Annotated in this window: 22 protein-coding genes; 4 read left to right on the plus strand and 18 right to left on the minus strand. The window is 69.7% G+C overall.

Annotation, left to right across the window (positions count from 1 at the left end; translation table 11 throughout):
• Position 1: 1 nt before the first annotated feature.
• The 4 genes from K5L01_RS04960 to K5L01_RS04975 form a co-directional block, all read right to left on the minus strand.
• Positions 2–1,231 carry a beta-ketoacyl-[acyl-carrier-protein] synthase family protein gene (locus K5L01_RS04960; RefSeq protein ID WP_250062453.1) on the minus strand — a complete coding sequence of 410 codons (1,230 nt, stop codon included), beginning with the start codon at positions 1,229–1,231 and terminating at the stop codon, positions 2–4.
• A gap of 1 nt (position 1,232) precedes the next feature.
• Complete coding sequence (locus K5L01_RS04965) at positions 1,233–1,520, minus strand: phosphopantetheine-binding protein (protein WP_250062455.1); 288 nt, start codon at positions 1,518–1,520, stop codon at positions 1,233–1,235.
• Positions 1,521–1,602: 82 nt separating this feature from the next.
• Complete coding sequence (locus K5L01_RS04970) at positions 1,603–3,000, minus strand: aspartate aminotransferase family protein (RefSeq protein WP_250062457.1); 1,398 nt, start codon at positions 2,998–3,000, stop codon at positions 1,603–1,605.
• 27 nt (positions 3,001–3,027) lie between these two features.
• Complete coding sequence (locus K5L01_RS04975) at positions 3,028–3,720, minus strand: MtnX-like HAD-IB family phosphatase (protein ID WP_250062459.1); 693 nt, start codon at positions 3,718–3,720, stop codon at positions 3,028–3,030.
• 319 nt (positions 3,721–4,039) lie between these two features.
• Between K5L01_RS04975 and K5L01_RS04980 the strand changes: the two genes are divergently transcribed.
• Entirely contained in the window at positions 4,040–4,768 is a 729-nt protein-coding gene (locus tag K5L01_RS04980; protein WP_250062461.1) for a MipA/OmpV family protein, read from the plus strand.
• A 31-nt stretch (positions 4,769–4,799) separates the two neighbouring features.
• Here K5L01_RS04980 and K5L01_RS04985 read toward each other — a convergent pair whose 3' ends face one another.
• Positions 4,800–5,963, minus strand: a complete 1,164-nt coding sequence (locus tag K5L01_RS04985; protein WP_250062463.1) for an MFS transporter — start codon at positions 5,961–5,963, stop codon at positions 4,800–4,802.
• Between the two features lie 102 nt (positions 5,964–6,065).
• Between K5L01_RS04985 and K5L01_RS04990 the strand changes: the two genes are divergently transcribed.
• Positions 6,066–6,860, plus strand: coding sequence for an AraC family transcriptional regulator (locus tag K5L01_RS04990; RefSeq protein ID WP_250062465.1), 795 nt, complete (start codon positions 6,066–6,068; stop codon positions 6,858–6,860).
• Between the two features lie 134 nt (positions 6,861–6,994).
• Positions 6,995–7,624: a TetR/AcrR family transcriptional regulator gene (locus tag K5L01_RS04995; protein ID WP_250062467.1), complete on the plus strand. Its 630-nt coding sequence runs from the start codon at positions 6,995–6,997 to the stop codon at positions 7,622–7,624.
• Between the two features lie 227 nt (positions 7,625–7,851).
• Here the strand turns inward: K5L01_RS04995 and K5L01_RS05000 are convergent, their stop codons facing one another.
• The 13 genes from K5L01_RS05000 to ndk all read right to left on the minus strand — a co-directional run bounded on the left by K5L01_RS05000 (position 7,852) and on the right by ndk (position 21,100).
• Positions 7,852–8,214, minus strand: coding sequence for a hypothetical protein (locus tag K5L01_RS05000; protein WP_250062469.1), 363 nt, complete (start codon positions 8,212–8,214; stop codon positions 7,852–7,854).
• A 135-nt stretch (positions 8,215–8,349) separates the two neighbouring features.
• Positions 8,350–9,915, minus strand: a complete 1,566-nt coding sequence (gene guaA, locus K5L01_RS05005) for a glutamine-hydrolyzing GMP synthase (RefSeq protein ID WP_250062471.1) — start codon at positions 9,913–9,915, stop codon at positions 8,350–8,352.
• Positions 9,899–10,504 (minus strand): hypothetical protein, encoded by a 606-nt coding sequence (locus K5L01_RS05010; protein WP_250062473.1) that lies wholly within the window; start codon positions 10,502–10,504, stop codon positions 9,899–9,901. The genes guaA and K5L01_RS05010 overlap by 17 nt, the downstream gene beginning before the upstream one ends.
• Before the next feature lie 8 nt (positions 10,505–10,512).
• Positions 10,513–11,973, minus strand: coding sequence for an IMP dehydrogenase (gene guaB, locus K5L01_RS05015; protein ID WP_250062475.1), 1,461 nt, complete (start codon positions 11,971–11,973; stop codon positions 10,513–10,515).
• 115 nt (positions 11,974–12,088) lie between these two features.
• The gene (gene folD, locus K5L01_RS05020) at positions 12,089–12,982 is read right to left on the minus strand and encodes a bifunctional methylenetetrahydrofolate dehydrogenase/methenyltetrahydrofolate cyclohydrolase FolD (RefSeq protein WP_250063482.1); all 894 of its coding nucleotides are present in this window, start codon (positions 12,980–12,982) and stop codon (positions 12,089–12,091) included.
• A gap of 92 nt (positions 12,983–13,074) precedes the next feature.
• Positions 13,075–14,214, minus strand: coding sequence for a molybdopterin-synthase adenylyltransferase MoeB (gene moeB, locus K5L01_RS05025; RefSeq protein ID WP_250062477.1), 1,140 nt, complete (start codon positions 14,212–14,214; stop codon positions 13,075–13,077).
• A gap of 270 nt (positions 14,215–14,484) precedes the next feature.
• Positions 14,485–15,885, minus strand: coding sequence for a ribosome biogenesis GTPase Der (der, locus tag K5L01_RS05030; protein WP_250062479.1), 1,401 nt, complete (start codon positions 15,883–15,885; stop codon positions 14,485–14,487).
• Positions 15,886–15,898: 13 nt separating this feature from the next.
• Positions 15,899–17,095 carry an outer membrane protein assembly factor BamB gene (gene bamB, locus K5L01_RS05035; protein ID WP_250062481.1) on the minus strand — a complete coding sequence of 399 codons (1,197 nt, stop codon included), beginning with the start codon at positions 17,093–17,095 and terminating at the stop codon, positions 15,899–15,901.
• Positions 17,095–17,736, minus strand: coding sequence for a YfgM family protein (locus K5L01_RS05040; protein WP_250062483.1), 642 nt, complete (start codon positions 17,734–17,736; stop codon positions 17,095–17,097). The genes bamB and K5L01_RS05040 overlap by 1 nt, the downstream gene beginning before the upstream one ends.
• Positions 17,737–17,793: 57 nt before the next feature.
• Entirely contained in the window at positions 17,794–18,654 is an 861-nt protein-coding gene (locus tag K5L01_RS05045) for a helix-turn-helix domain-containing protein (protein WP_250062485.1), read from the minus strand.
• A gap of 6 nt (positions 18,655–18,660) precedes the next feature.
• Positions 18,661–19,464 carry a tetratricopeptide repeat protein gene (locus K5L01_RS05050; protein WP_250062487.1) on the minus strand — a complete coding sequence of 268 codons (804 nt, stop codon included), beginning with the start codon at positions 19,462–19,464 and terminating at the stop codon, positions 18,661–18,663.
• Entirely contained in the window at positions 19,451–20,653 is a 1,203-nt protein-coding gene (gene rlmN / locus K5L01_RS05055) for a dual-specificity RNA methyltransferase RlmN (protein ID WP_250062489.1), read from the minus strand. Before rlmN ends, K5L01_RS05050 begins: the two co-directional genes overlap by 14 nt.
• A 21-nt stretch (positions 20,654–20,674) precedes the next feature.
• Positions 20,675–21,100, minus strand: a complete 426-nt coding sequence (gene ndk, locus K5L01_RS05060; RefSeq protein ID WP_250062491.1) for a nucleoside-diphosphate kinase — start codon at positions 21,098–21,100, stop codon at positions 20,675–20,677.
• A gap of 209 nt (positions 21,101–21,309) precedes the next feature.
• On the opposite strand from ndk, the gene K5L01_RS05065 reads away from it, so the two are divergent.
• The gene (locus K5L01_RS05065) at positions 21,310–21,963 is read left to right on the plus strand and encodes a TetR/AcrR family transcriptional regulator (protein ID WP_250062493.1); all 654 of its coding nucleotides are present in this window, start codon (positions 21,310–21,312) and stop codon (positions 21,961–21,963) included.
• Positions 21,964–21,994: the final 31 nt, after the last annotated feature.

Below are 21,994 nucleotides of genomic sequence, written 5' to 3' on the forward strand. Positions count from 1 at the left end.
GTCAGCCACGGCGGACCGCCAGCACCGCGTTCAGGCCGCCGAAGGCGAACGAATTGCTCAGCGCCGCGGCCACCGGCAGGGCACGCGCGGTGTCCAGTACGTGGTCCACGCCCTCGCACTGGGGGTCCAGGACATCCATGTTGGCCGTCGGCGGCACCTGCGACGCGGCCATCGCGCGCAGCACCGCCACCAGCTCCAGCGCACCGGAGGCGCCCAGCGCGTGGCCGTGCATCGACTTGGTCGACGACACCGCCACGCGGCGCGCATCGGCGCCGAAGACATGCGCGATGGCGCGCACCTCGTTGCGGTCGTTGGCCAGGGTCGCGGTGCCGTGCGCGTTGATGTAGTCCACCTCCGCCGGAACCATCCCGGCATCGTCCAGGGCCAACCGCATGGCCGCGGCCGCCCCGGCCATGTCCGGGGCGACGATGTCGCCGGCGTCCGAGCTCATGCCCACGCCGGCGATCTCGCCGAGCACCGTCGCGCCGCGTTCGCGTGCATGCCGCAGCGACTCCAGCACGAACATGCCCGCGCCCTCGCCCAGCACCAGCCCCCGGCGGTTGGCGCTGAACGGCCGGCAGGTGTCCTCGGCCAGCACCCGCATCGCCTCCCAGGCGCGCAGCGCGCCATAGCTCAGGCTGGCCTCGCTGCCGCCGGCCAGGGCCACGTCCATCGCACCGGCACGGATCAGCTGCACCGCCTGGGCGATGGCGTGGTTGCTGGAGGCGCAGGCACTGGCGACGACAAAGCTGGGCCCATGCAGGCCGTAGCGCATGCTGACCTGGCTGGCCGCGGCATTGGTCATCGCGCGGATGATGGTGAGCGGATGCAGGCGCTGCGCGTTCTCGGCGTACAGCCGCCGCGACTGCTCGTCCTGGGTGGTTTCGCCGCCGACCGCGGTGCCGACGATGCAGCCGCTGCGCTCGGCGCTGCCGCCGGGTTCGAAGGCGATGCCGGCCTGGCGGACCGCCTCGTCCGCGGCCAGCAGCGCGAACTGCGCCACCCGGTCCAGCTGCGGCAGCACGTCCCGGCTCAGGTGCTGTTCCGGCAGGACGTCCTCGGGCAGCTGCGCGGCCACCCGTACCCGCATCTCCGCCGCCCGCGCGTGCCGCAGCGGCGCGATCGCGCAGCGGCCCGCGCCCAGCCCGGCCCACAGCGCATCCGCGCCCAGCCCGAAGGCGCTGACCGCGCCCATGCCGGTGACGACCACCCGCCGTGCGTCGGGGTGCATCTCAGCCACCGGTGGCCTGGGCCTTCTCGCGCAGGCCCTGCTGTACCGCATCGACCAGGTCCTGCAACGTATCGCTGCCGAGCCCATCGGCACGGCTGTCGGGGAAGGTGATGTCGAAGTGTTCCTCGATGTCGAAGATCAGTTCGACGGCGTCCAGCGACGCCACGCCCACGTCCTGCAGGGTCGCCTGCGGCGTCAATGCCGCGGCGTCGATGTTGCCCTGCATCTGCTTGACGATGAGGTCGTTGATCGTGGCGCGGATGGCGTCCACGTCCGGCACTGCGTTCATCGTGCGTCCTCCTGGAGTTGGAATGGATGGCGGTCGTGCCGCGGGCAGGCCGGCGGCCTGCACGCGGCGGGAAACCGGCGCGTTACCTGGCCTTGCCGATCAGCTGGTCCAGCAGGGCGATCGCAAGGTCGATCTCCTCGTAGGTGATGTCCAGCGACGGCGCGAAGGTGATCACGTTCTTGTACCAGCCGCCGACGTCCAGCACCAAGCCCATGCGCTTGCCGTCGTGCAGCAGGTCGCCGGCCAGGCCGATGTCGACCATGCGGTCGAGCAGCGCCTTGTTCGGCGTGAAGCCGTCGGCCTCGCAGATCTCCGCGCGCAGGGCCAGGCCCAGGCCGTCGACGTCGCCGATTTCCGGGTGCTTCTTCTGCAGCCCGCGCAGGCCATCGAGGAAGTACGCGCCCTTCTCCGGAACGGTGCGCTCGTAGTCCATCTCCTTGCCCAGGCGCAGCACCTCCAGGCCCAGGCGGGTGCCCAGCGGGTTGGAGTTGAAGGTCGAGTGGGTGGAACCCGGCGGGAACACGGTCGGATTGATCAGCTCCTCGCGCGCCCACAGGCCGGACAGCGGATTCAGGCCGTTGGTCAGCGCCTTGCCGAACACCAGCACGTCCGGGGTCACCCCGAAATGCTCGATCGACCACAGCTTGCCGGTGCGCCAGAAGCCCATCTGGACCTCGTCGGCCACCATCAGGATGCCGTACTTGTCCAGCACCCGCTTGAGGTCGCGGAAGAAGTTGCGCGGCGGGATCACGTAGCCACCGGTGCCCTGGATCGGCTCGATGTAGAACGCCGCGTACTCGGCCTGCCCTTCCTTGGGATCCCAGACGCCGTTGTACTCACTTTCGAACAGGCGTTCGAACTGGTGCACGCAGTGGTCGGAATACTCGTCCGGGGTCATTCCCTTGGGGCGGCGGAACGGATACGGGAACGGAATGAACATCGCGCGCTCGCCGAAGTGGCCGTAGCGCCGGCGATAGCGGTAGCTGGACGTGATCGAGGACGCGCCCAGGGTGCGTCCGTGGTAGCCGCCCTCGAAGGCGAACATCAGGCTCTTGCCGCCGCGCGCATTGCGCACGATCTTCAGCGAATCCTCCACCGCCTGCGCTCCGCCGACGTTGAAATGCACGCGCCCGTCCAGCCCGAACTTCTGCTTGGCGTCCACCGCGATGGTCTTGGCCAGCTGCACCCGGGTCGGGTGCAGGTACTGGCTGGCGACCTGCGGCAGCTGGTCGATCTGCTCCTTCAGGGCATCGTTCAGGCGCTTGTTGGAATAGCCGAAGTTGCAGGCCGAGTACCACATCTGCAGGTCCAGGAACGGGGTGCCCTGCGCGTCGAACATGTAGCTGCCTTCGCAGCGGCGGAAGATCTTCGGCGGGTCCACGTAGTGCACGGTGTCGCCGAAGGAGCTGTAGCGCGCCTCGTCGGCGAGCAGTTGGGAATCGTCGATCATCGGGGCAACGTTCTTGTCGAATGCGTTCATCGGGAAGGCCTGGTGGGGTCGGTGCGATCAGGCCGGCACGGCTGCCGGCAACGGGAGGGGGTCGGCCAGCAGACTGCCGTCGAGCAGCTTCGGCAGCAGCTCGATGGCGTCCTGGAAGCCGGCGATCGGCTGGTACGGGATGCCGGCGGCGCGGCAGTGCTCGATGAGCCGGTGCTTGGCGAAGACGAAGTCCACGCGGTTGGCCACGCAGAAGTCCGAGGCGCCGTCGCCGATCAGCAGCACCCGCTCGCCGTCGCGGGCCGGGCCGGGCGCGGCGAAGCGGCACTTGCAGGTACCGCTGGCACAGCCTTCGGCCTGCAACGGCGACGCCAGTGTCCAGCCGCCCGCCGCGGATGCCCGCAGCTGGTTGGCCGACACCGGCAGGCCCTGCAGGCCATGGCGGGCGAGGATCCGTTCGATGGCGTAGTCCAGCCCGTCGCTGACGATGCGCAGCGGCACGCCGGCCGCCATGGCCCGGGCGACGAATGCGGGAAAGCCGGTGTCGATGCGCACCGCGTCGAGATGGGCGTCCAGGGTGGCGCGGTCCATGTCCAGCAGCGCCACCTGCCCGCGCATGCACTGCCGCGAACCGATGCGGCCGGCCTGCCAGTCATCTTCGAGCTGCTGCCAGCCCGGGCGGCCGTACCGGCTCAACAGCGAGTCGATCACGTCCTCCACGCTCACCGTGCCATCGAAGTCGCACAGGATGCTCCAACGCATGCATTGCTCCGTCGTCCGCGCAAGTCCTCGCCCCGCACGGCCGCAGGCGGCTTCCCGCGGGAAACCGCCCCGGACGTACCGGACGAGGGCACTCTAGGCAGGGTTTCTTTCGCGCCCCTTTCTCGCCGCCGCCGGAGCCGAACCCGGGCTGAAGCGGCGCCCGGGACGCCCGCCGGCCACCGCGGACGGCATGGACGCGCACGGCCCCAGGTCGCATGCTGTGCCCGCCTTCCGTCCTGTTGCCGCGATTCCGATGACGCTCCCCGCCCCCAGGCTCCTGCTCCTGTCCCTGCTCCTGTCCGCCGCCCTGCTCCCGCCAATGGCACGGGCCACCGACGCCGATGCGCCGGAGAAGGCCAGCGTCGCATTCGGTCTTGGCGGCCAGTCCCTGCCCGGCTGGATGGGCGCCCCCGGGCGCCACTGGCAGACGGTGCCGTTCTTCAACATCGAACTGCCGGACATCGGCGAACTGTCCAGCACCGACGGCCTGCGCCTGTACCTGCCTCACGAAGGACCGTGGGAGATCGGCCTCTACGGCGACTACCTGTGGGGCCGCAGCCGCGCCGACCTCGGGCCGGTGCTCGGCGGGAAGGTGCCGTCGCTGTCGCCGCGGATCCATGCCGGCGTCTATTCCGAATACGCCGTCGGCGGACACGGTGCGCTGGGCGCGCGGCTCGGCCATGACCTCAAGGGCGGCGGCGCCTACCTGGACGCCTACTACGACCACGAGCTGCCCCCGATGGGGTACATCCAGCATGGCCTGGAGCTGGGCTGGCGCGGCATGAACCGCACGGCGATGAACCGCTACTTCGGCCTTTCCGCGTCCTCGGCCGCGCAATTGCAGGTCGCCGCCTGGGCACCCGGCGCCGGCAGCCAACAGCTGTCGGCCAACTATTCCGCGTTCGTGCCGACCAGCCGCCATACCGGGTTCGCGGTGATGGCCGAGTACGCGCGCCTGCTCGGCGGCGCCGCCTCCAGCCCCCTGGTGCGGCAGTTCGGCAACCGCCACCAGTGGCAGTACGCGGTCGCCTTCGTCCGTCACTTCTGACGCGTGGCGGCCAGGCGGCCGCCGGATGCCCTCAGAGGCTGCCGCTGCGGCCGGCCAGCACCCCCATCACCGCCGCCACCGCGGCCAGGCCGGCGCACAGCAGCAGCGATGCCGTCCACCCGCCCAGGGCCTGGTGGAGGCCACCGATGGCCACCGGCCCCAGCGATGCCAGCAGATAACCCACGCATTGCGACATGCCCGACAGCGAGGCCGCCTGCGCCGCATTGCCGCTGCGCAGCCCGATCAGCGACAGGCCCAGGATGATGCCGGCGCCGGTGCCCACCCCGAACAGCACCGCCCAGACCAGCGCCAGCTGCGGAATCAGCGCGAAGCCCAGCAACGCCACGGCCGACAAGGCGCACACCGCGACCGCGGCCCACCGCTGGTCGCGCAGGCGGGCGAGGATCGGGCCGAGCAGCAGGCCCGGAATCGCGGTCGCCAGCTGCAGCACGCCGTGCAGCGAGCCGGCCCGGGCCGAGGACATCCCCGCGTCGGCGAGGATCGACGGCATCCAGCCGACCACCACGTAGTAGATCGTCGAGTTCAGGCCCAGGAACAGGGTCACCTGCCACGCCAGCGGCGAGCGCCAGACCCTGCCGCCGTGCGGCGGGGTCGGGGTGTCGGCCACCGGCGCCGACCGTTCCCCGAGCTGCGTCGTCCAGACCGCCATCGCCGCCAGCGGCAGCAGCAGGAAGGCCAGCAGCGCGCTGCGCCATCCCCAGACCTGGGCCAGCGGCATGACCATCGCCGAGCCGAGCGCCGCGGCGATGCCCATCGCCAGCGCGTAGGCACCGGTCAGGGAGGCGACCCGCTGCGGAAAATCGCGCTTGACCAGGCTCGGCAGCAGCACGTTGCCCACCGCGATGCCCACCCCGATGACCGCCGTGCCCGCATACAGCGCCCACGCCGTGCCCGCCGAACGCAGCGCGATGCCGACGGCGATGGCGGCCATGGCGCCGAACAACGCCCGCTCCAGCCCGTACTCGCGCGCCAGCAGCGCACTGAACGGCGAGAGCAGCGCGAACACCAGCAGCGGCAGGGTGGTCAGCGCACCGACGGCCAGCGTGTCCAGCGCGAACGCCGCCTGGATCGGCCCGAGCACCGGCGGCAGGCCAGTGAAAGGCGCCCTGAGATTGGCCGCGATCAACAGGATCCCGACCAGCAGTGCAGCCTCGCCTGCCGTCCGTCGATTCATCGCAGCACTCACAACCGCACCTTTTCCGTCTGGAGAGGGCATCGACTGTAGTGAGGCGCGGATCCATTTAATATAGATATAGTGACAATAAATATTCAAATCATGACAAACCCCATCGCCCTCGCCCATTCCCTCGACGCCTTCGATCCGGACGGCTTCGACCGCCCGGCGATCGCCCTGCGGCTGGAAGTCGAGCAGAACGCGGCCGAACAACCGGTGCACCGGCACCGCAAGGGCCAGTTGATACTGGCGCTGAGCGGCGGTGTGACCTGCACCGTGCCCAACGCGATGTGGATGGTGCCGCCGCAGCATGCGGTGTGGATCCCCGGCGGCATGCCGCACAGCAACCGCGCGACCGACAACGCGCGCATCTATTTCCTGTTCATCGCTCCGGATGCGGCAGCGATGCCCGAGCGCTGCTGCACCCTGGCGATCAGCCCGCTGGTGCGCGAGCTCATCAAGTACCTGGCCGAACAGCCCACCGCCTACCCCCCGCAGGGAGCAACCGCGCGGGTGGCCGCGGTGCTGCTGGAGCAGCTGGCCAGCGCCCCTGTCGAACAACTCCACCTGCCCATTTCCGCGCACGCGAAACTGCGCCAGATCGCCGATGCGCTGATCGCCGATCCCGCCGACCGGACCACCCTGGCGCAGTGGGCGCAGCGGTTGGCGATGAGCGAACGCACCCTGGCGCGGCTGGTGGTGCGCGAGACCGGGCTGACCTTCGGACGTTGGCGCCAGCAGCTGCACCTATTGGTCGCACTGCGCCAGCTCGCCGCCGGCGACGCCGTGCAGCGGGTGGCCGGCAACCTCGGCTACGACTCGGTGACCGCGTTCATCACCATGTTCCGCAAGGCGCTCGGCCGCTCCCCCACCCAGTATTTCTCCGCGCTGCGCTGAGTCCACCGGCGACCCCGGAGCGCCGCCGACGTGTCGACTACAATCGGGCCGGCACCGCCGTCCGCGACCGTCCACTCCCGGCCGCGCCGATGCCGACACCCGCCGGGCCCCGCCGGCGATGGAACCCAGACGCCATGACACGACAGACGACACCCGACACCGACAGCTCCGCCACCAGGATCCCGCGCACCAAGCCCGCCGAAGTGCGCCTGGAGGAGCTGATGGCCGCCGCCGAGTCGCTGTTCCTGGCCAAGGGCGTGGACGCCACCACGGTCAGCGAGATCGTCGAGCGGGCACAGGTCGCCAAGGGCACCTTCTATCACTACTTTCCCTCCAAGACCGACCTGCTGCAGGCGCTGCGCGACCGCTACACCGAGCGCTTCCTGCACCGGCTGCAGGCTGCCGTGGACGCCTGCCCGGAAGCGGCCTGGGAAACCCGCCTGCGCGCCTGGATCCACGCCAACATCCAGGCCTATGTGCAGACCTACCGAACCCATGACATGGTCTACACCCACCACCACCACGCCCGCGGCAATCCCTCCCGGAACGCCCTGCTCGAGCAGCTGCTGGACCTCATCGAACGCGGCAACGAGGCCGGCGCCTGGCGGAGCGCATCGCCGCGGATCGCGGCGATGCTCATCTATTCCGGCGTGCACGGCGCCACCGACGACCTCATCGCCGCGCAACCGGCCGATGGCGCGGCCTTCGCGCAAACGGTCGCCGACGCCTGCCTGCGGATACTGGACGGCACCAGCCCTCCCTGAGCGCCCCGGCAACGGTGCACCGGAGCGGCCGCCAACCCGGCCCACCGCGCAGTGGCGCGCTCGCGTGGCCGCTGCCCTCACCCCGCCCCGTTGTGACGGGAACCCGGCAAGGCACGGAACATCGCTGCCAGCAGGGCCGCCGCACTCCTCCCGGGGCATCGACCCCACCCCATGCGCCGGCCGCCCCTCTCCGCAACGGGCCCGGCATCGGCAACCGCCGCCTGCGCTCAGGCCCTGCCGTCCACCGGCATGCCGTCGGCGCCGAAGACCACACCGCGCGCCTCCAGCCTTTCGCGCGCCGCATGGTGGACCACCCCGCGCCTGGCGGGCTTCGGCTCCAGCAAGCGGCGCAGCGTGGCCTCGCCCACGTTCGCGTTGTGGACGACCTCCATGCGTACTCCCCAGAACCGGTCGTCCGCAAAACGGTCGAGAATCTCCGCGTCCGCGTCGGGATTGCCCGCCGCCACGGCACGGATGGCCTGATTGGCGTCCGTCAGGAACGGCGCGAGTTCCCGCGCATTGGCGGCGCCGCAGGCGGCGGTGTAGCGCCGCTGTTCCGCGGCCTTCTGTTCCGGTGTTTTCTTCGCCATGACGTTTCCAGAGCGGTCGATCGCGGCGACGCTTCCGCCCCGCCGGGAACCTGCACGGAGGCGGGGAGCAGCCCGGTTGCCGCGGACCTCTCCCCGCTCAGGCGGCCAGCCGCCTGGCCACCCGGCACGGGCGCGTCATTCCCACTCGATCGTCGCCGGCGGTTTGCCGGAAATGTCGTAGACCACCCGCGAGACGCCCGGCACTTCGTTGATGATGCGGTTGCTGACCTTGCCGAGGAATTCGTACGGCAGGTGCGCCCAGTGCGCGGTCATGAAATCGATGGTCTCCACCGCACGCAGCGCGATCACCCATTCGTAGGCGCGCGCGTCGCCGACCACGCCCACCGACTTGATCGGCAGGAACACCGCGAAGGCCTGCGAGGTCCTGTCGTACAGATCCGCCGCGCGCAGCTCCTCGATGAATACCGCATCGGCCTTGGCCAGCAGCTCGGCGTATTCCGGCTTGACCTCGCCGAGGATGCGCACGCCCAGGCCCGGGCCGGGGAACGGATGGCGGTAGACCATGGCGCGCGGCAGGCCGAGCTCGACGCCGAGGCGGCGCACCTCGTCCTTGAACAGCTCGCGCAGCGGCTCCACCAGCTTGAGCTTCATGTCCTCCGGCAGGCCGCCCACGTTGTGGTGGCTCTTGATGACATGCGCCTTGCCGGTCTTGCTGCCGGCCGACTCAATCACGTCCGGATAGATCGTGCCCTGCGCCAGCCACTTGGCATTGCTGAGCCGGTTGGACTCCTCGTCGAAGATCTCCACGAACAGGTTGCCGATGATCTTGCGCTTGGCTTCCGGATCGGTGACCCCTTCCAGGGCCTTGAAGTAGCGGTCGGCGGCATTCACCCGCACGACCTTGACGCCCATGTTCTCGGCCATCATCTTCATGACCTGGTCGCCTTCCTGCCAGCGCAGCAGGCCGGTATCGACGAACACGCAGGTCAGCTGGCGGCCGATGGCCCGGTGCAGCAGGGCGGCCACGACCGAGGAGTCCACGCCGCCGGACAGGCCCAGGATCACCTCGTCGTCGCCGACCTGCTCGCGCACCCGCGCCACCTGGTCGTCGATGATGTTGGCCGCGGTCCACAGCGTGGCGCAGCCGCAGATCTCGGTGACGAAGCGCTTGAGCAGTGCCGCGCCCTGCTTGGTATGGGTCACTTCCGGGTGGAACTGCACGCCGTACCAGCGCTTGTCCTCGTTGGCCATCGCCGCCACGGGGATGCGCTCGGTCACCGCGGTGATGGCGAAGCCCGGCGGCACCCGGGTGACGTGGTCGCCGTGGCTCATCCACACATCCAGGCGCGGGTCGCCGCCATGGTCGGACAGGCCGCCGAGCAGGCCGTCGCTGCCCAGCAGCCGCACTTCGGCGTGGCCGAATTCGCGCTGGCCCGCCGCCTCGGTAGCGCCGCCCAGCTGCTTGGCCATGGTCTGCAGGCCGTAGCAGATGCCCAGCAGCGGCAGGCCGCTGTCAAACACCGCCTGCGGCGCCGCAGGCGCACCGGCCTCGGTGGTCGACTCCGGGCCGCCGGAAAGGATGATGCCCTTCGCACCGAACGCGGCGATCTCCGCCGGATCGTGGTCCCAGGCCCAGATTTCGCAGTAGACGCCGAACTCGCGGATGCGGCGCGCGATCAACTGCGTGTACTGCGCACCGAAATCGAGGATGAGGATCTTGTCGCTATGGATGTTGGTCATGGTGCGTTCCAGTGATGCCGGTCGCAGCGTCCGGCGCGTCTAGGCTCTGCGTGAGTGCGGCGATCACGGCCGCACGTTGTTCTACATGTCCGGGGTCGAGCGGGTTCCAGCGCAGCACCAGCAGGGCGCGCACGGCTTGCCGATCCCCCTGTGGGCGCGGCAGCTCGCCCGCCTCCTGGAGCTCGTCCTCGACGCCGACGACGCGGCGTCGATAGGCCGCGATCCCCGCCCGGTGCGGCCCTGGCCCGTCCCAGGCCACCCATTCGGCGCTCATCCGTGCGCTGTCCAGCGGCCCCAGCAGCGGGTCCAGCAGGACATCGCCCGGCCCTTCCAGCCCCCGGCTCCGGCACAGCAGGAACGCCGCCAGCGGCGCACCGCCCGGCGCCTGCAACCGCCAGCGCGCGCCCTCCTGCGGCGTCGCCTGCCAGCCCGGCGGCAGGCGCAGGCGCTGGCCGCAGGCGGCGAACCCGGCCCCGGGCGCCGATTGCGACACCGCCGCGCCCGGAAGCCCCGGGCGCGGCGGTACGGAGGACATGCAGCCCGCGACAAGCAGGCTGCAGGCCAGGGCCGGCGTGGACAAGCGGCGCATCGCGCGGCTCATCCCATCCGGTAGTTCGGCGGTTCCTTAGTGATCTGGACGTCGTGGACGTGGCTCTCACGCTGGCCGGCGCCGCTGATCTTCACGAACATCGGCCGGGTCCGCATGTCTTCGACGGTGCCGCAGCCGACATAGCCCATGGTCGCGCGCAGGCCGCCGATCAGCTGGTGGACGATGCCGCCGACCGGGCCGCGGTACGGGACCCGGCCTTCGATGCCTTCCGGCACCAGCTTGTCGGCGGTGGCCGCATCCTGGAAATAACGGTCCTTGGACCCCTTCTCCATCGCCGCCAGCGAGCCCATGCCGCGGTAGCTCTTGTAGGAGCGGCCCTGGAACAGCTCGGTCTCGCCCGGCGACTCTTCGGTGCCGGCCAGCAGGCCGCCGATCATCACCGTCGACGCGCCGGCGACCAGCGCCTTGCCGATGTCGCCGGAATAGCGGATGCCGCCGTCGGCGATCAGCGGAATGCGGTCCTGCAGGGCTTCGGCCACCAGGTCGATGGCGGTCACCTGCGGCACGCCGACGCCGGCGACCACGCGGGTGGTGCAGATCGACCCCGGGCCGATGCCGACCTTGACCGCGTCGGCACCGCAGTCCAGCAATGCCAGCGCGGCATCGCCGGTGCAGATGTTGCCGCCGACCACCTGCACGTCCGGGAAGGTCTTCTTCACCCAGCGCACGCGGTCGAGCACGCCCTGCGAATGGCCGTGGGCGGTATCCACCACCACCACGTCCACGCCGGCGGCGACCAGCGCCTCGACCCGGCGTTCGGTGTCGCCGCCGACGCCCACCGCCGCGCCGACCAGCAACCGCGTGGCCACGTCCTTGGCGGCGTTGGGGTTGTCGCTCTTCTTCTGGATGTCCTTGACCGTGATCAGGCCGCGCAGCTCGAAGGCGTCGTTGACCACCAGCACCTTCTCGATGCGGTTGCGGTGCAGCAGCTGCAGCACCTCGTCCGAGGCGGCGCCTTCCTTGACCGTGACCAGCCGGTCCTTCTTGGTCATGATGTGGCGGACCGGATCGTCCAGCTCGGTCTCGAAGCGCATGTCGCGGTGGGTCACGATGCCCGCCAGCTGGCCGTCGCTGCCCACCACCGGCACGCCGGAGATGTTGTGCGAGCGGGTGAGCGCGAGCACGTCGCGGATGGTGGTCTCCGGGGCGACCGTGATCGGGTCGCGGATCACCCCGGATTCGAATTTCTTGACCTTCGCCACCTCGGCCGCCTGCAGCTCCAGCGGCAGGTTCTTGTGGATGATGCCGATGCCGCCGAGCTGGGCCATGGCGATCGCCAGGCGGGACTCGGTCACCGTATCCATGGCGGCGGAGACGATCGGCAGCTTCAGCCGCAGCCCGCGGGTCAGGCGCGTGCCGAGATCGACATCCTTGGGCAGGATCGTGGAATGGGCGGGGACGAGCGAAACGTCGTCGTAGGTCAGTGCTTCAGCCTGGATGCGCAGCATCGGCATACCCGAGATGTGGGGAAGCGCGTCATTTTACCCTTGTTCGCGCGCCGATGGCAGGGGGTGGCTGCGATGCTGTGTCGCATCCGCCCCGCCATTCAGGCGCGGGGCGCCGTCAGCGCGGGCCGCCCGCGGCCTCCGCCGCTTCCAGGGTGTTCTGCATCAGCGTGGCCACGGTCATCGGGCCGACGCCACCGGGGACCGGGGTGATCCAGCTGGCGCGGCGGGACGCCGCGTCGAAGCCCACGTCGCCCACCAGACGGCCATCGTCCAGCCGGTTAATGCCGACGTCGATGACCACCGCCCCGGGCTTGACCCACTCCCCCGGCACCAGCTGCGGGATGCCCACCGCCACCACCAGGATGTCGGCATTGCGCACCGCCCGCTCCAGTTCCTCGCGCGGGGTGAACTTGTGGCAGCTGGTGACGGTGCAGCCGGCGATCAGCAGCTCCAGCCCCATCGGCCGCCCGACATGGTTGCTGACCCCGACGATGGTGGCGTTGCGGCCGCGCACCCGCTGGTCGGTATGCGACAACAGGGTGACGATGCCGCGCGGCGTGCACGGGCGCAGCCCGAACTCGCGCAGCGCGAGATGGCCGACGTTCTCGGGATGGAAGCCGTCCACGTCCTTGCGCGGATCGATGCGCTGGATCAGCCGGTTGGCATCGGGAATGCCCGGCAGCGGCAGCTGGATCAGGATGCCGTGGATCCGGGGATCGGCATTGAGGCGGTCGATCAGTGCCAGCAGCTCCGCTTCGGTCGTGCCCTCGGGCAGGTCGTGGTCGAAGGCCTCGATGCCGACCTTCTCGGCCGCGCGGCGCTTGTTGCGCACATACACGGCCGAAGCCGGATCGCCGCCGACCAGCACCACCGCCAGACCCGGCCGCGCCAGACCCTTCGCCACGCGCGCGTCCACGCGCAGTTTCAGTTCGTCGAGCAGCGCCTCGGCGATGCGGCGGCCGTCGAGGATGCGGGAAGTCGCCGCGGAGGCATCGGCAGGCAGGGTCATGGGCATGGGGGCTGAACCGGGCCGGATATTGTCTCCGATTCGGGGCCCCGCGGCACCCCGGCGCGGACACCCCGCGCGCAGGGTGGGCACGCTCAGTGCGGCGAGGCGCAGAAGGCGGCGTAATCGATATAGCCGGGAAACGCCTTGCCGGGGGCGCACAGCGGGCACTCCGGATCGGGCGCGACCCGGGTTTCGCGGAAGCGCATGGCCAGAGCGTCGAAGCGCAGCAGCCGGCCGGCCAGGGGCTGCCCGGCATCGAGCAGCAGCTTCAGCACCTCGGTCGCCTGGATCACCCCGGCCAGCCCCGGCAGCACCCCGAGCACGCCGGCCTCGGCGCAGTTCGGCGCGAACTCCGCCGGCGGCGGCTCCGGGAACAGGCAGCGGTAACAGGGCACCTGGCCGCGATGGCGGCCCGCGTCGAACACGCTCACCTGGCCGTCGAAGCGTTCGATCGCCGCATGCACCAGCGGCCGCGCGTGCTTGATGCAGGCATCGTTGAGCAGGTACCGCAACGGGAAGTTGTCCGAGCCGTCCAGCACCACGTCCACCCCCTCCATCAGCGCGTCGATGGTGTCCGCGGTCGCGCGCTGCGCGATCGCTTCCACCGCGATGAAAGGATTGAGCGCGGACAGCCGCTCGCGCGCCGAGTCCACCTTGCGGGTTCCGACCGCCGCCTCGGTGTGGATCACCTGCCGGTGCAGGTTGCTGCGCTCGACGGTGTCGTCGTCGACCACCCGCAGATGCCCCACGCCGGCCGCCGCCAGGTAGAACAGCGCGGGCGCGCCAAGGCCACCCGCCCCCAGCACCAGCACCCGCGCGCGCTGCAGCCGCCGTTGCCCGGCCTCGCCCACCTGCGGCAACAGCAGGTGGCGCGAGTAACGGTCGTAGAAGTCACGCTCGCCGGCGTCCAGCAGCGGCTGCATCAAGGGCAGGCCCGCCGTCCGCCACGCCACCGTCCCCCCGCTGACCGAGGCCAGCCGCGCATAGCCGGCCGCCTGCAGCGCCGCGGCGGCATCGGCCGAACGCTTGCCGCTCTGGCAGATCAGCACGACCTGCGTGTCGGTGGCCGGCAGCCAGGCCGCGGGGTCGGCCAGCAGGCCCTCCTTCTCCACGCCCAGTGCGCCTTCGGCCATGCCGCCGGCGCGCTCGTGCGCCTGGCGCACATCGATCAACACAGCGCCGGTCCGCTGCTGGATGCGCGCCTGTTCCGGCGTCAATTCACGGATGCTCATGGCCGGATTATCGACCATGCCCTCCGCGCATGGCAGGAAAGCAGCATTCCGTACCGCGCCAGCGGCGGGCGGTCACGCGGCAAGGCCGGTTGCGTGCGCCATCCCCGCCTCCCCTTGGCCTCCGGCCTATGGGGCCTGCGGACCGGTGGCCGCGCCTGGCGGGCGGCCGGGCGCCTTCCCAGCCGCCGCAACGTCGCTTGCGGCCGGGCAGCGGCGGCGGAAGCCGGCCACAGGATGGGCGGCATCTTGCCGAGCGGCGCCGTCAGCGCGTCACTTCCTGCCCTTGACGTGCTTCATCAGGCGCCGCTTGGCCTTGACCTGGCGGTCGCTCAGCACGTTCTTCTTGCCCTCGTAGGGGTTGGCGCCCTCGCGGAACAGGAAGCTCACCGGCGTTCCCACCAGCTTGAAGCGCTTGCGGAAGAAGTTCTCCAGGTAGCGCTTGTAGCTGTCCGGCAGGTCCTTCAGACGGGTGCCATGGACGATGAAGGTCGGTGGATTGGTGCCGCCCGGGTGCACATAGCGCAGTTTGGCGGCATGTCCGCGGACGCTCGGCGGCGGGTTGCTCTCGTAGGCGATCTCCAGCGTCCGGTTGACTTCGCTGGTGCTGAATTCATGCGTGGCCGAGGCGTGCGCGCGGTGCACGGCGCGGAACAGCTCGCGCAGCCCCGACCCGTGCTTGGCCGAGATCCGCACGCCTTCCGCCCAAGGGACGAAACCGAGCTTCAGCGACAGCTGGGTCTCGGCCTGCTCGCGCTGGTACTCGGTGAGTCCATCCCACTTGTTGATCGCGATCACCAGCGCGCGCCCGGCATCGAGCACCGCGCCCAGCACGCTGGCGTCCTGGTCGGTGACGCCTTCGCTGGCATCGAGCATCAGCACCGCGACCTGACACTGCTCGATCGAGCGCAGGGTCTTGACCACCGAGAACTTCTCGACCACCTCGTCCACCCGCGCCCGCCGGCGCAGGCCCGCGGTATCGATGAGCCGGTACAGGCGGCCGTCGCGCTCCAGGTCCACCGCGATCGAGTCGCGGGTGGTCCCCGGGACATCGGAGGCGATCATCCTTTCCTCGCCCAGCAGGCGGTTGACCAGTGTCGACTTGCCGACATTGGGGCGGCCGACGAAGGCGATCCGGATGCGCCGCGGGTCGTCGTCCAGGGCTTCGGCGCTGCCCTCCTCCGGCAAGCGCCCGACGACCTCCTCCACCAGGTCGTCCAGCCCCTGGCGGTGCGCGGCCGATACCGTGAGCATCTCGCCGAACCCGTACCGCGAGAACTCCGAACGCACGGCCTGCTCGTCGGTACCGTCGATCTTGTTGATCAGCAGCAGGGTCGGACGCGACAGCTTGCGCAGCCAGGCCAGGATCTCGTCGTCCAGCGCCGACGTGCCGTCGCGCGCATCGACCACGAACAGGATCAGGTCCGCTTCGGCCGCCGCCGCACGCGCCTGGCGTGCGGTGGCACCGGCCAGCCCGGCCTCGTCCTCGGCGATGCCGCCGGTATCCACGACCAGGAACGGCGTGTCCTCGTCGAGCCGGCAGACACCATAATTGCGGTCCCGGGTGACGCCCGGCTGGTCATGCACCAGCGCATCGCGACTGCGAGTCAACGCATTGAAAATAGTCGACTTGCCGACGTTCGGCCGTCCAACCAGGGCGACCAAAGGCAGCATCGCTTGGAACTCCTCAGTTCGCCAACCGCCAAGCGGTCAGCTTGCCATCCACGTTCTGCACCAGCAGCACTCCGTCGGCGACCACCGGCTGTGCGATCACCCGATCGCGGCCGCTGCGTTCGCGGGCGGCCAGGGCACCATCGCCCATGTGCAGCCAGTGCAGGTACCCCTTGTAGTCACCCACCACGACATAGTCGCCCTGCAGCGCCGGGCCGGTCACCGAGCGCCGTGCCAGCGCCTGCTGCGACCACATCGCCGACCCGGAGGTCTTGTCCAGGCCGTAGACCGTGCCCTTGCCGTCGGTCACCACCACATGCCCGGAGGACACCGCCAGGCCGCCGCCGCCGCCATGGTCGCGCGACCACAACGGACGGCCGCTCGGCCCTTCGATGGCCATGGTCTCGTTCTTGAAGCTGCTCACGTACAGGATGTCGCCTTCCAGCACCGGGGCGCCATCCACGTCGGCCATGCGCTCCAGTTCGGTACGCCCTTCCGGGGTCCCGACCATCTGCTCCCACAACGGGCGGCCGTCCTGCATCGCCAGCGCGTTGAGGGTGCCGTCGTCGTTGCCGACGAACAGCACGCCCGGGCCCAGCACCACCGGCGCATTGCCGCGGACGGTCAGCGACGGCAGCTCCTGGGCCTTGAACCAGCGGCGTTCGCCGGTGGCGGCATCCAGCGCCGTGGTGCGGCCGTCATTGCTGTGCACGAACACCATCCCCTGGGCGACCGCCGGAGCACTGATCACCTCGCCGGGGACGCGGCTGCGCCACTTCTCGCTGCCATCGGCCGCATCCAGCGCGATCACCTGCCCGTCCAGCGTGCCGATCACCACCAGTCCCTCGCCCGCGCCGGGACCACCGGACAGGCGCAGGCGCGGCTGCTTCTTCACCTTGGCGGGCCGGTATTCCCAGATCCGCCGGCCGGTCTGCAGGTCGAGCGCGTGCACGCCGCCCTCCACCGCCGCGGCATAGACGCGGCCATCCACCACCACCGGCGCCTGGCGGACGCCGATCCGGCCCTCGCCCTTGCCCACGTTGGCCGTCCACAGGCGGTTGACGCTGACGGTGGGGCTGAACTTGACCAGCTCGGCCGGTTCCAGCGCCTTCTTGGCCTCGGCGTCCTTACCGGCGAACCAGCCCTTCATCGTCGAGCAGCCACCCAGGGCCATCGCGACCAGCGCGATGCCCGCCACATGCTTGAATTTCATCAGAGAGTCTCCGTCGCGGGGTCGGCGACGGTGCCGCCTGCATCCATCAGCTTGATTTCGAGCAGACGGCGCTGCGGCGCGGCCACGTCCAGCCGGGCCAGCGACTGCGTGTAGAGGTCGCGCGCCTGGTCGCGCTTGTCCTGCGCGACCAGCGCATCGCCGCGGATTTCCAGGCCGGCGCTGTCGCTGCTGCCTTCCAGCAGCTGCGCGGCCTCGTCCGGCTTGCCGGTCTCGATCAGCAGCCGGGCGATGCGCTGGTCGACCAGCGTCCTGAACTCGCCTTCGGCCTTCAACCCGCGCAGGGTCGCGATCGCATCGTCGTTGCGGCCCGCCTCGACCTGCGCCTTGGCCAGCTCCAGCGCCGCCAGGTCGGCATAGATGCCGGCCTTGCCGCCTTCCAGCGCCGCCACTTCCTTGGCCGCCTCGTCCAGGTCCTTGGACTGCAGGCTGCGCGACACCGCGTCATAGCGGATGTTGGCATCGGCCAGCCTGTTCAGCTGCTCGTTCTGCCACCATTTCCAGCCGCCTATCAGGGCCAGGGCGAGGACCACCCCGCCAATGATCCCGGCACCGTTCTGGCGCAGCCAGGTACGGACACGTTCGCCTTGTTCATGCTCGTCGAGCAGGTCGTCAATCGCCATGCGTAACTCTCGCTCCGACCCTGGCGGGGGAGCATTGGTGTTTGATCTGCGCTTGCTTCAATGCGAAACCGGCGCCACGGAGCCGTCAGAGGATACCGTAAAGCGGGCCACATTATTACCGCTCGTATAGCCGGCCAGATCGATGCTTTCACCGTCCTGCCGGAGGTCCACCTCGGTGGCGTTGCCGACCTTAATCCGGCCGACCTGACCGAGCGTGTAACTGCGTTTCTCCCCGGCCCGGACCAGCGCCTTCTCGACGATGGAGCCGTCCGGCGCCGAGACCTCCATCCAGCTGTCCCCCCTGAAGTCCAGGGTCATGCCCGCGTCGGGTGCCGGCGCGCGCACGGCCGCGGACGGCCGCGCCAAGGGCGCCATCGAGGCGATATAGGGCGCGCGGTCGGCCTGCGGCCGGGCCGCGGGCTCGGTTCCCGCCCCGCCCGCGGCGGCGGAGGGGGCCGCCGGCACACGATCGGGCACCACGTCCAGGGACGCGGTGCTCGGCGGCGCATCGCCGAACTTGCCGTCCAGCGCATACCAGACCGGGACCGCCAGCGCAGCGGTGATCACCACGTACACCGCCCGGCGCCCGAGGTTCTCGGCCATGCGCCGCAACCGCGGGGTATGCGTGTGGCTGACCAGCCGCGGCGGTTCGACCGGGGCGATCCCGGCCTTCTGCAGCAGGCCGTCCAGGTCCACGCCCAGCAACCGCGCATAGCTGCGCAACTGGCCGCGGACGAAGACCGGCGCGCCCAGGCGCTCCCACTGTTCCTGTTCGAGCGCGCCGACGACCTGCACCGGCATATGCAGGCGCGCCGCCACATCGGACAACGTCAGCCCGGCCGCTTCACGCGCCTGGCGTAGCTGTTCCCCGCACCCCACCGCCCCCTCTAAAGCGTTCAAACCCGGATCATTGCTCACAATGCATCAGCCCTGGGAATTCGGGGTTGCGCCTGCAGGAAACTCCTCGCGCAACCGCTGCTGGTATCGGCTGGCGGCACGTGTGTCACCCAGCCGTTCTTCAATCTGGATCGCAAGTTGTAACACGGATGCGGTGGCTTGCGCAGCCGCCAGACGCCGCTGGTAGAAGGCCCGGGCCTCCAGATTCCGGCCCGACAGAAACGCGTGCCGGGCCATGGATTCCAGTGCGAACGCATTGGTCGGCGTCAGCGCCAGCGCCTGCCGCAGGTCCTGCCCCGCACGTTCGTTCTGGCCCGCGTCCAGCGCGCAGCCGCCGGCATTGGCCAAGGCTTCGGCACGCGCCGCATACGCGGCGTCCTCCAGCGCGCGGTCGAACCACACCAGGGCTTCGGCGGGGTAGCCATTGGCACACAGCCATGCCCCGTAGTTGTTCAGGATCTCGCCCTGCCTGGGCGCCAGCTCGGTGGCCTTGCGGTACAGCGCCTGCGCCCGGGCCTGGTCGCCAAGCCGGCCTTCGATGGCCGCCTGCAGGGTGTAGGCGGCGGGATCGTCGGGCGCCAGCTTCTGCGCCGAGCGCGCATAGCCGCGCGCGGCCTCCAGGTCGCCACGGGCATAACGGTCGCCCGCCAGGCGCAGCACCTCCTGGTGCCGCATGCGCGTCCGCGCACCGCGGTCGTCGCGCACCGCGTAGTCCTGCATCTGCCCCTCCCACCGGACCCGGGTCGCCCGGGCATTGCCAGCACCCGACCCGCACGCGGCGAGCAGCAGCGCGATCAGCAGCGTCGCGAGCAGGCGCTCAGGCAAGCGCATCCCCCTCCTGGGCCTGCAGGCGGCGGTTGAACTCCGCCTGGCGGCGGGTGCGGTCCATCACCTGGCCCTTGAGCTGGCCACAGGCGGCGTCGATGTCGTCGCCGCGGGTACGACGCACCATGGCCAGCACCTGCGCATCGAGCAGAATCTTCTGGAAGGCGCGGATCTGCGCTTCGTCCGAGCGCTCGTAGCGGGTCCCCGGGAAGGGGTTGAAGGGGATCAGGTTGACCTTGCCCGAATCCCGCGCCTGTACGGCATTGTCGAACTGGCGCATCAGCCGCGCCAGCTGGCGCGCATGCTCGGGCTGGTCGTTGATGCCCTTCATCAGGGTGTATTCGAAGGTCACCGAGTCGCGCTTCCGGTTGCCGCGCAGATAGCGCGCGCAGGAGGCCATCAGCTCGGCGATCGGATATTTGCGGTTGAGCGGCACCAGGGTTTCGCGCAGCTCGTCGTTCGGTGCATGCAGGGACACCGCCAGCGAAACGTCGCTCTCGATCGACAAGCGGTCGATCTGCGGCACCAGGCCGGAGGTGGACAGGGTCACCCGCTTGTTCGCCAGGCCATAGCCCAGGTCGTCGCGCATGATGCTCATCGCGCACACGACGTTGTCGAAATTCATCAGCGGCTCGCCCATGCCCATCATCACCACGTTGGTGAGGCGCCGCTGCTGGTGCGGCACGTTGCCCAGGTGGCGCGCCGCGACCCACACCTGGCCGATGATCTCGGCGGTGGTCAGGTTGCGATTGAAGCCCTGGGTGGCGGTCGAACAGAACGTGCAGTTCAGGCCGCAGCCGACCTGCGAGGACACGCACAGCGTGCCACGGGTCTTGTCGGGGATGTAGACGGTCTCGATGGCGTTCTTGCCATCCACCCCCATCGCCAGCAGCCACTTGTGGGTGCCGTCGGCGGAGGGCTTGTCGAACACCACATGCGGGACGACGACCTCGGCATGCTGCTGCAGCTTGGCGCGCAGCGACTTGCCGAGGTCGGTCATCTGGTCGAAATCGGTGACGTAGCGGTGGTGGATCCACTTCATCACCTGATGGGCACGGAACTTCGCCTCGCCGAGGGTCTCGACGAAGAACTGCTCCAGGCCCGCGCGATCGAGGTCGAGCAGGTTCTGCTTGCCAGCGGCCGGCGCCGGTTTCGGCAGCGGCTGGATGGCGGGGATCTGTACGGCCTCGTTCACGGCGTCAACCTTGTTTGCTGCTCAGCGCGAAACCACGTCGGTGGCGGCGAAGAAGTAGGCCACTTCGATGGCGGCGTTCTCGACCGAATCCGAACCGTGGGCGGCATTGGCATCGATCGACTCGGCGAAGTCGGCACGGATGGTGCCCGGTGCGGCGTCCTTCGGATTGGTGGCGCCCAGCAGGTCGCGGTGGGCCAGCACCGCATTCTCGCCTTCCAGCGCCTGGATCATCACCGGACCGGAGATCATGAAGTCGACCAGCGCGTTGAAGAACGGGCGCTCGCGGTGCACGGCATAGAACCCTTCGGCCTCACGGCGCGAGAGCTGCTTGTACTTGGCCGCGACGATCTTCAGGCCGGCCTTTTCGAAGCGGGCGTAGATCTCGCCGATCACGTTCTTGGCGACGGCGTCGGGCTTGATGATGGACAGAGTGCGCTCGAGCGCCATGGAAGTTCTCCGGTATAGGGCCGGTCGGCCCGAGGGTACATGAAAAAAACCCGCGTGAGGACGCGGGCTTAGCCTGAATTGCGGTAGGTAATTCTAACGACAGCATGCACGCTTTGCACAGCGGCAGATAAATGATGCTGCAAAGCAGCATGACCCGGTGCGCCGCCGGCGCGTAAGATCCAAACAATCGTTTGATTGACTTGTCTGCCATGGGCAAACCCGCCAACTTCTCCACCAAGGACCGCATCCTCGGCGCCGCCGAGGAACTGTTCGCACAGCACGGCTTCGCCGGCACCTCGCTGCGCCAGGTGACCAGCCATGCCGATGTCAACATCGCGGCGGTCAACTACCACTTCGGTTCCAAGGAAAACCTGGTCAACGAAGTCTTCCGGCGGCGCATGGACGAGATGACCGCCGCGCGGCTGGGCCGGCTGGAACAGGCCCTGGCCGGGCAGCCCGGCGACCTGCATGCGGTGCTGGCCGCCTTTGTCGAACCGGCCCTCGCGATGGCCCAGGACCGCCAGAGCGGCGGTGCCTTCGTGCGGGTGATCGCCCGCGCCTACGCCGAGAAGAACGACAACCTGCGCAAGTTCCTCTCCGACCACTATGGCCATGTACTGCGTGAATTCGGCAAGGCCATCGCCGCCTGCGTCCCCGAGCTGAACAAGGAAGAGCTCTACTGGCGCCTGGACTTCCTGGCCGGCGCACTGACCTATGCGATGGCCGATTTCGGCCTGATCAAACGCCCCCACGGCATCAGCGAGGCCGCCCACCGCAGCAAGGCGGCCCGCGAACTGATCCATTTCGCCGAAGCCGGATTCCGCGCCCGTCCCCGGGACGCGGTTCCGTCCCCGTCCCCGTGACTCCACCCGGTACCAACGAAAGGCCCACCAC

This window comes from Stenotrophomonas mori, assembly GCF_023556335.1.
Lineage (GTDB): Bacteria > Pseudomonadota > Gammaproteobacteria > Xanthomonadales > Xanthomonadaceae > Stenotrophomonas > Stenotrophomonas mori.

Bases quoted from the DNA above. Each gene is read 5' to 3' on its own strand.
- der (WP_250062479.1), bottom strand. From the start codon at position 15,885: ATGCTGCCTTTGGTCGCCCTGGTTGGACGGCCGAACGTCGGCAAGTCG.
- ndk (WP_250062491.1), bottom strand. From the start codon at position 21,100: ATGGCGCTCGAGCGCACTCTGTCCATCATCAAGCCCGACGCCGTCGCC.
- K5L01_RS04990 (WP_250062465.1), top strand. From the start codon at position 6,066: ATGACAAACCCCATCGCCCTCGCCCATTCCCTCGACGCCTTCGATCCG.
- moeB (WP_250062477.1), bottom strand. From the start codon at position 14,214: ATGAGCATCCGTGAATTGACGCCGGAACAGGCGCGCATCCAGCAGCGG.
- K5L01_RS05010 (WP_250062473.1), bottom strand. From the start codon at position 10,504: ATGCGCCGCTTGTCCACGCCGGCCCTGGCCTGCAGCCTGCTTGTCGCG.
- guaB (WP_250062475.1), bottom strand. From the start codon at position 11,973: ATGCTGCGCATCCAGGCTGAAGCACTGACCTACGACGACGTTTCGCTC.
- K5L01_RS04995 (WP_250062467.1), top strand. From the start codon at position 6,995: ATGACACGACAGACGACACCCGACACCGACAGCTCCGCCACCAGGATC.
- K5L01_RS05050 (WP_250062487.1), bottom strand. From the start codon at position 19,464: ATGCGCTTGCCTGAGCGCCTGCTCGCGACGCTGCTGATCGCGCTGCTG.
- K5L01_RS04960 (WP_250062453.1), bottom strand. From the start codon at position 1,231: ATGCACCCCGACGCACGGCGGGTGGTCGTCACCGGCATGGGCGCGGTC.
- guaA (WP_250062471.1), bottom strand. From the start codon at position 9,915: ATGACCAACATCCATAGCGACAAGATCCTCATCCTCGATTTCGGTGCG.
- folD (WP_250063482.1), bottom strand. From the start codon at position 12,982: ATGACCCTGCCTGCCGATGCCTCCGCGGCGACTTCCCGCATCCTCGAC.
- K5L01_RS04970 (WP_250062457.1), bottom strand. From the start codon at position 3,000: ATGAACGCATTCGACAAGAACGTTGCCCCGATGATCGACGATTCCCAA.
- K5L01_RS04965 (WP_250062455.1), bottom strand. From the start codon at position 1,520: ATGAACGCAGTGCCGGACGTGGACGCCATCCGCGCCACGATCAACGAC.
- K5L01_RS04980 (WP_250062461.1), top strand. From the start codon at position 4,040: ATGGCACGGGCCACCGACGCCGATGCGCCGGAGAAGGCCAGCGTCGCA.
- bamB (WP_250062481.1), bottom strand. From the start codon at position 17,095: ATGAAATTCAAGCATGTGGCGGGCATCGCGCTGGTCGCGATGGCCCTG.
- K5L01_RS05065 (WP_250062493.1), top strand. From the start codon at position 21,310: ATGGGCAAACCCGCCAACTTCTCCACCAAGGACCGCATCCTCGGCGCC.
- K5L01_RS04985 (WP_250062463.1), bottom strand. From the start codon at position 5,963: ATGAATCGACGGACGGCAGGCGAGGCTGCACTGCTGGTCGGGATCCTG.
- K5L01_RS05000 (WP_250062469.1), bottom strand. From the start codon at position 8,214: ATGGCGAAGAAAACACCGGAACAGAAGGCCGCGGAACAGCGGCGCTAC.
- K5L01_RS04975 (WP_250062459.1), bottom strand. From the start codon at position 3,720: ATGCGTTGGAGCATCCTGTGCGACTTCGATGGCACGGTGAGCGTGGAG.
- K5L01_RS05040 (WP_250062483.1), bottom strand. From the start codon at position 17,736: ATGGCGATTGACGACCTGCTCGACGAGCATGAACAAGGCGAACGTGTC.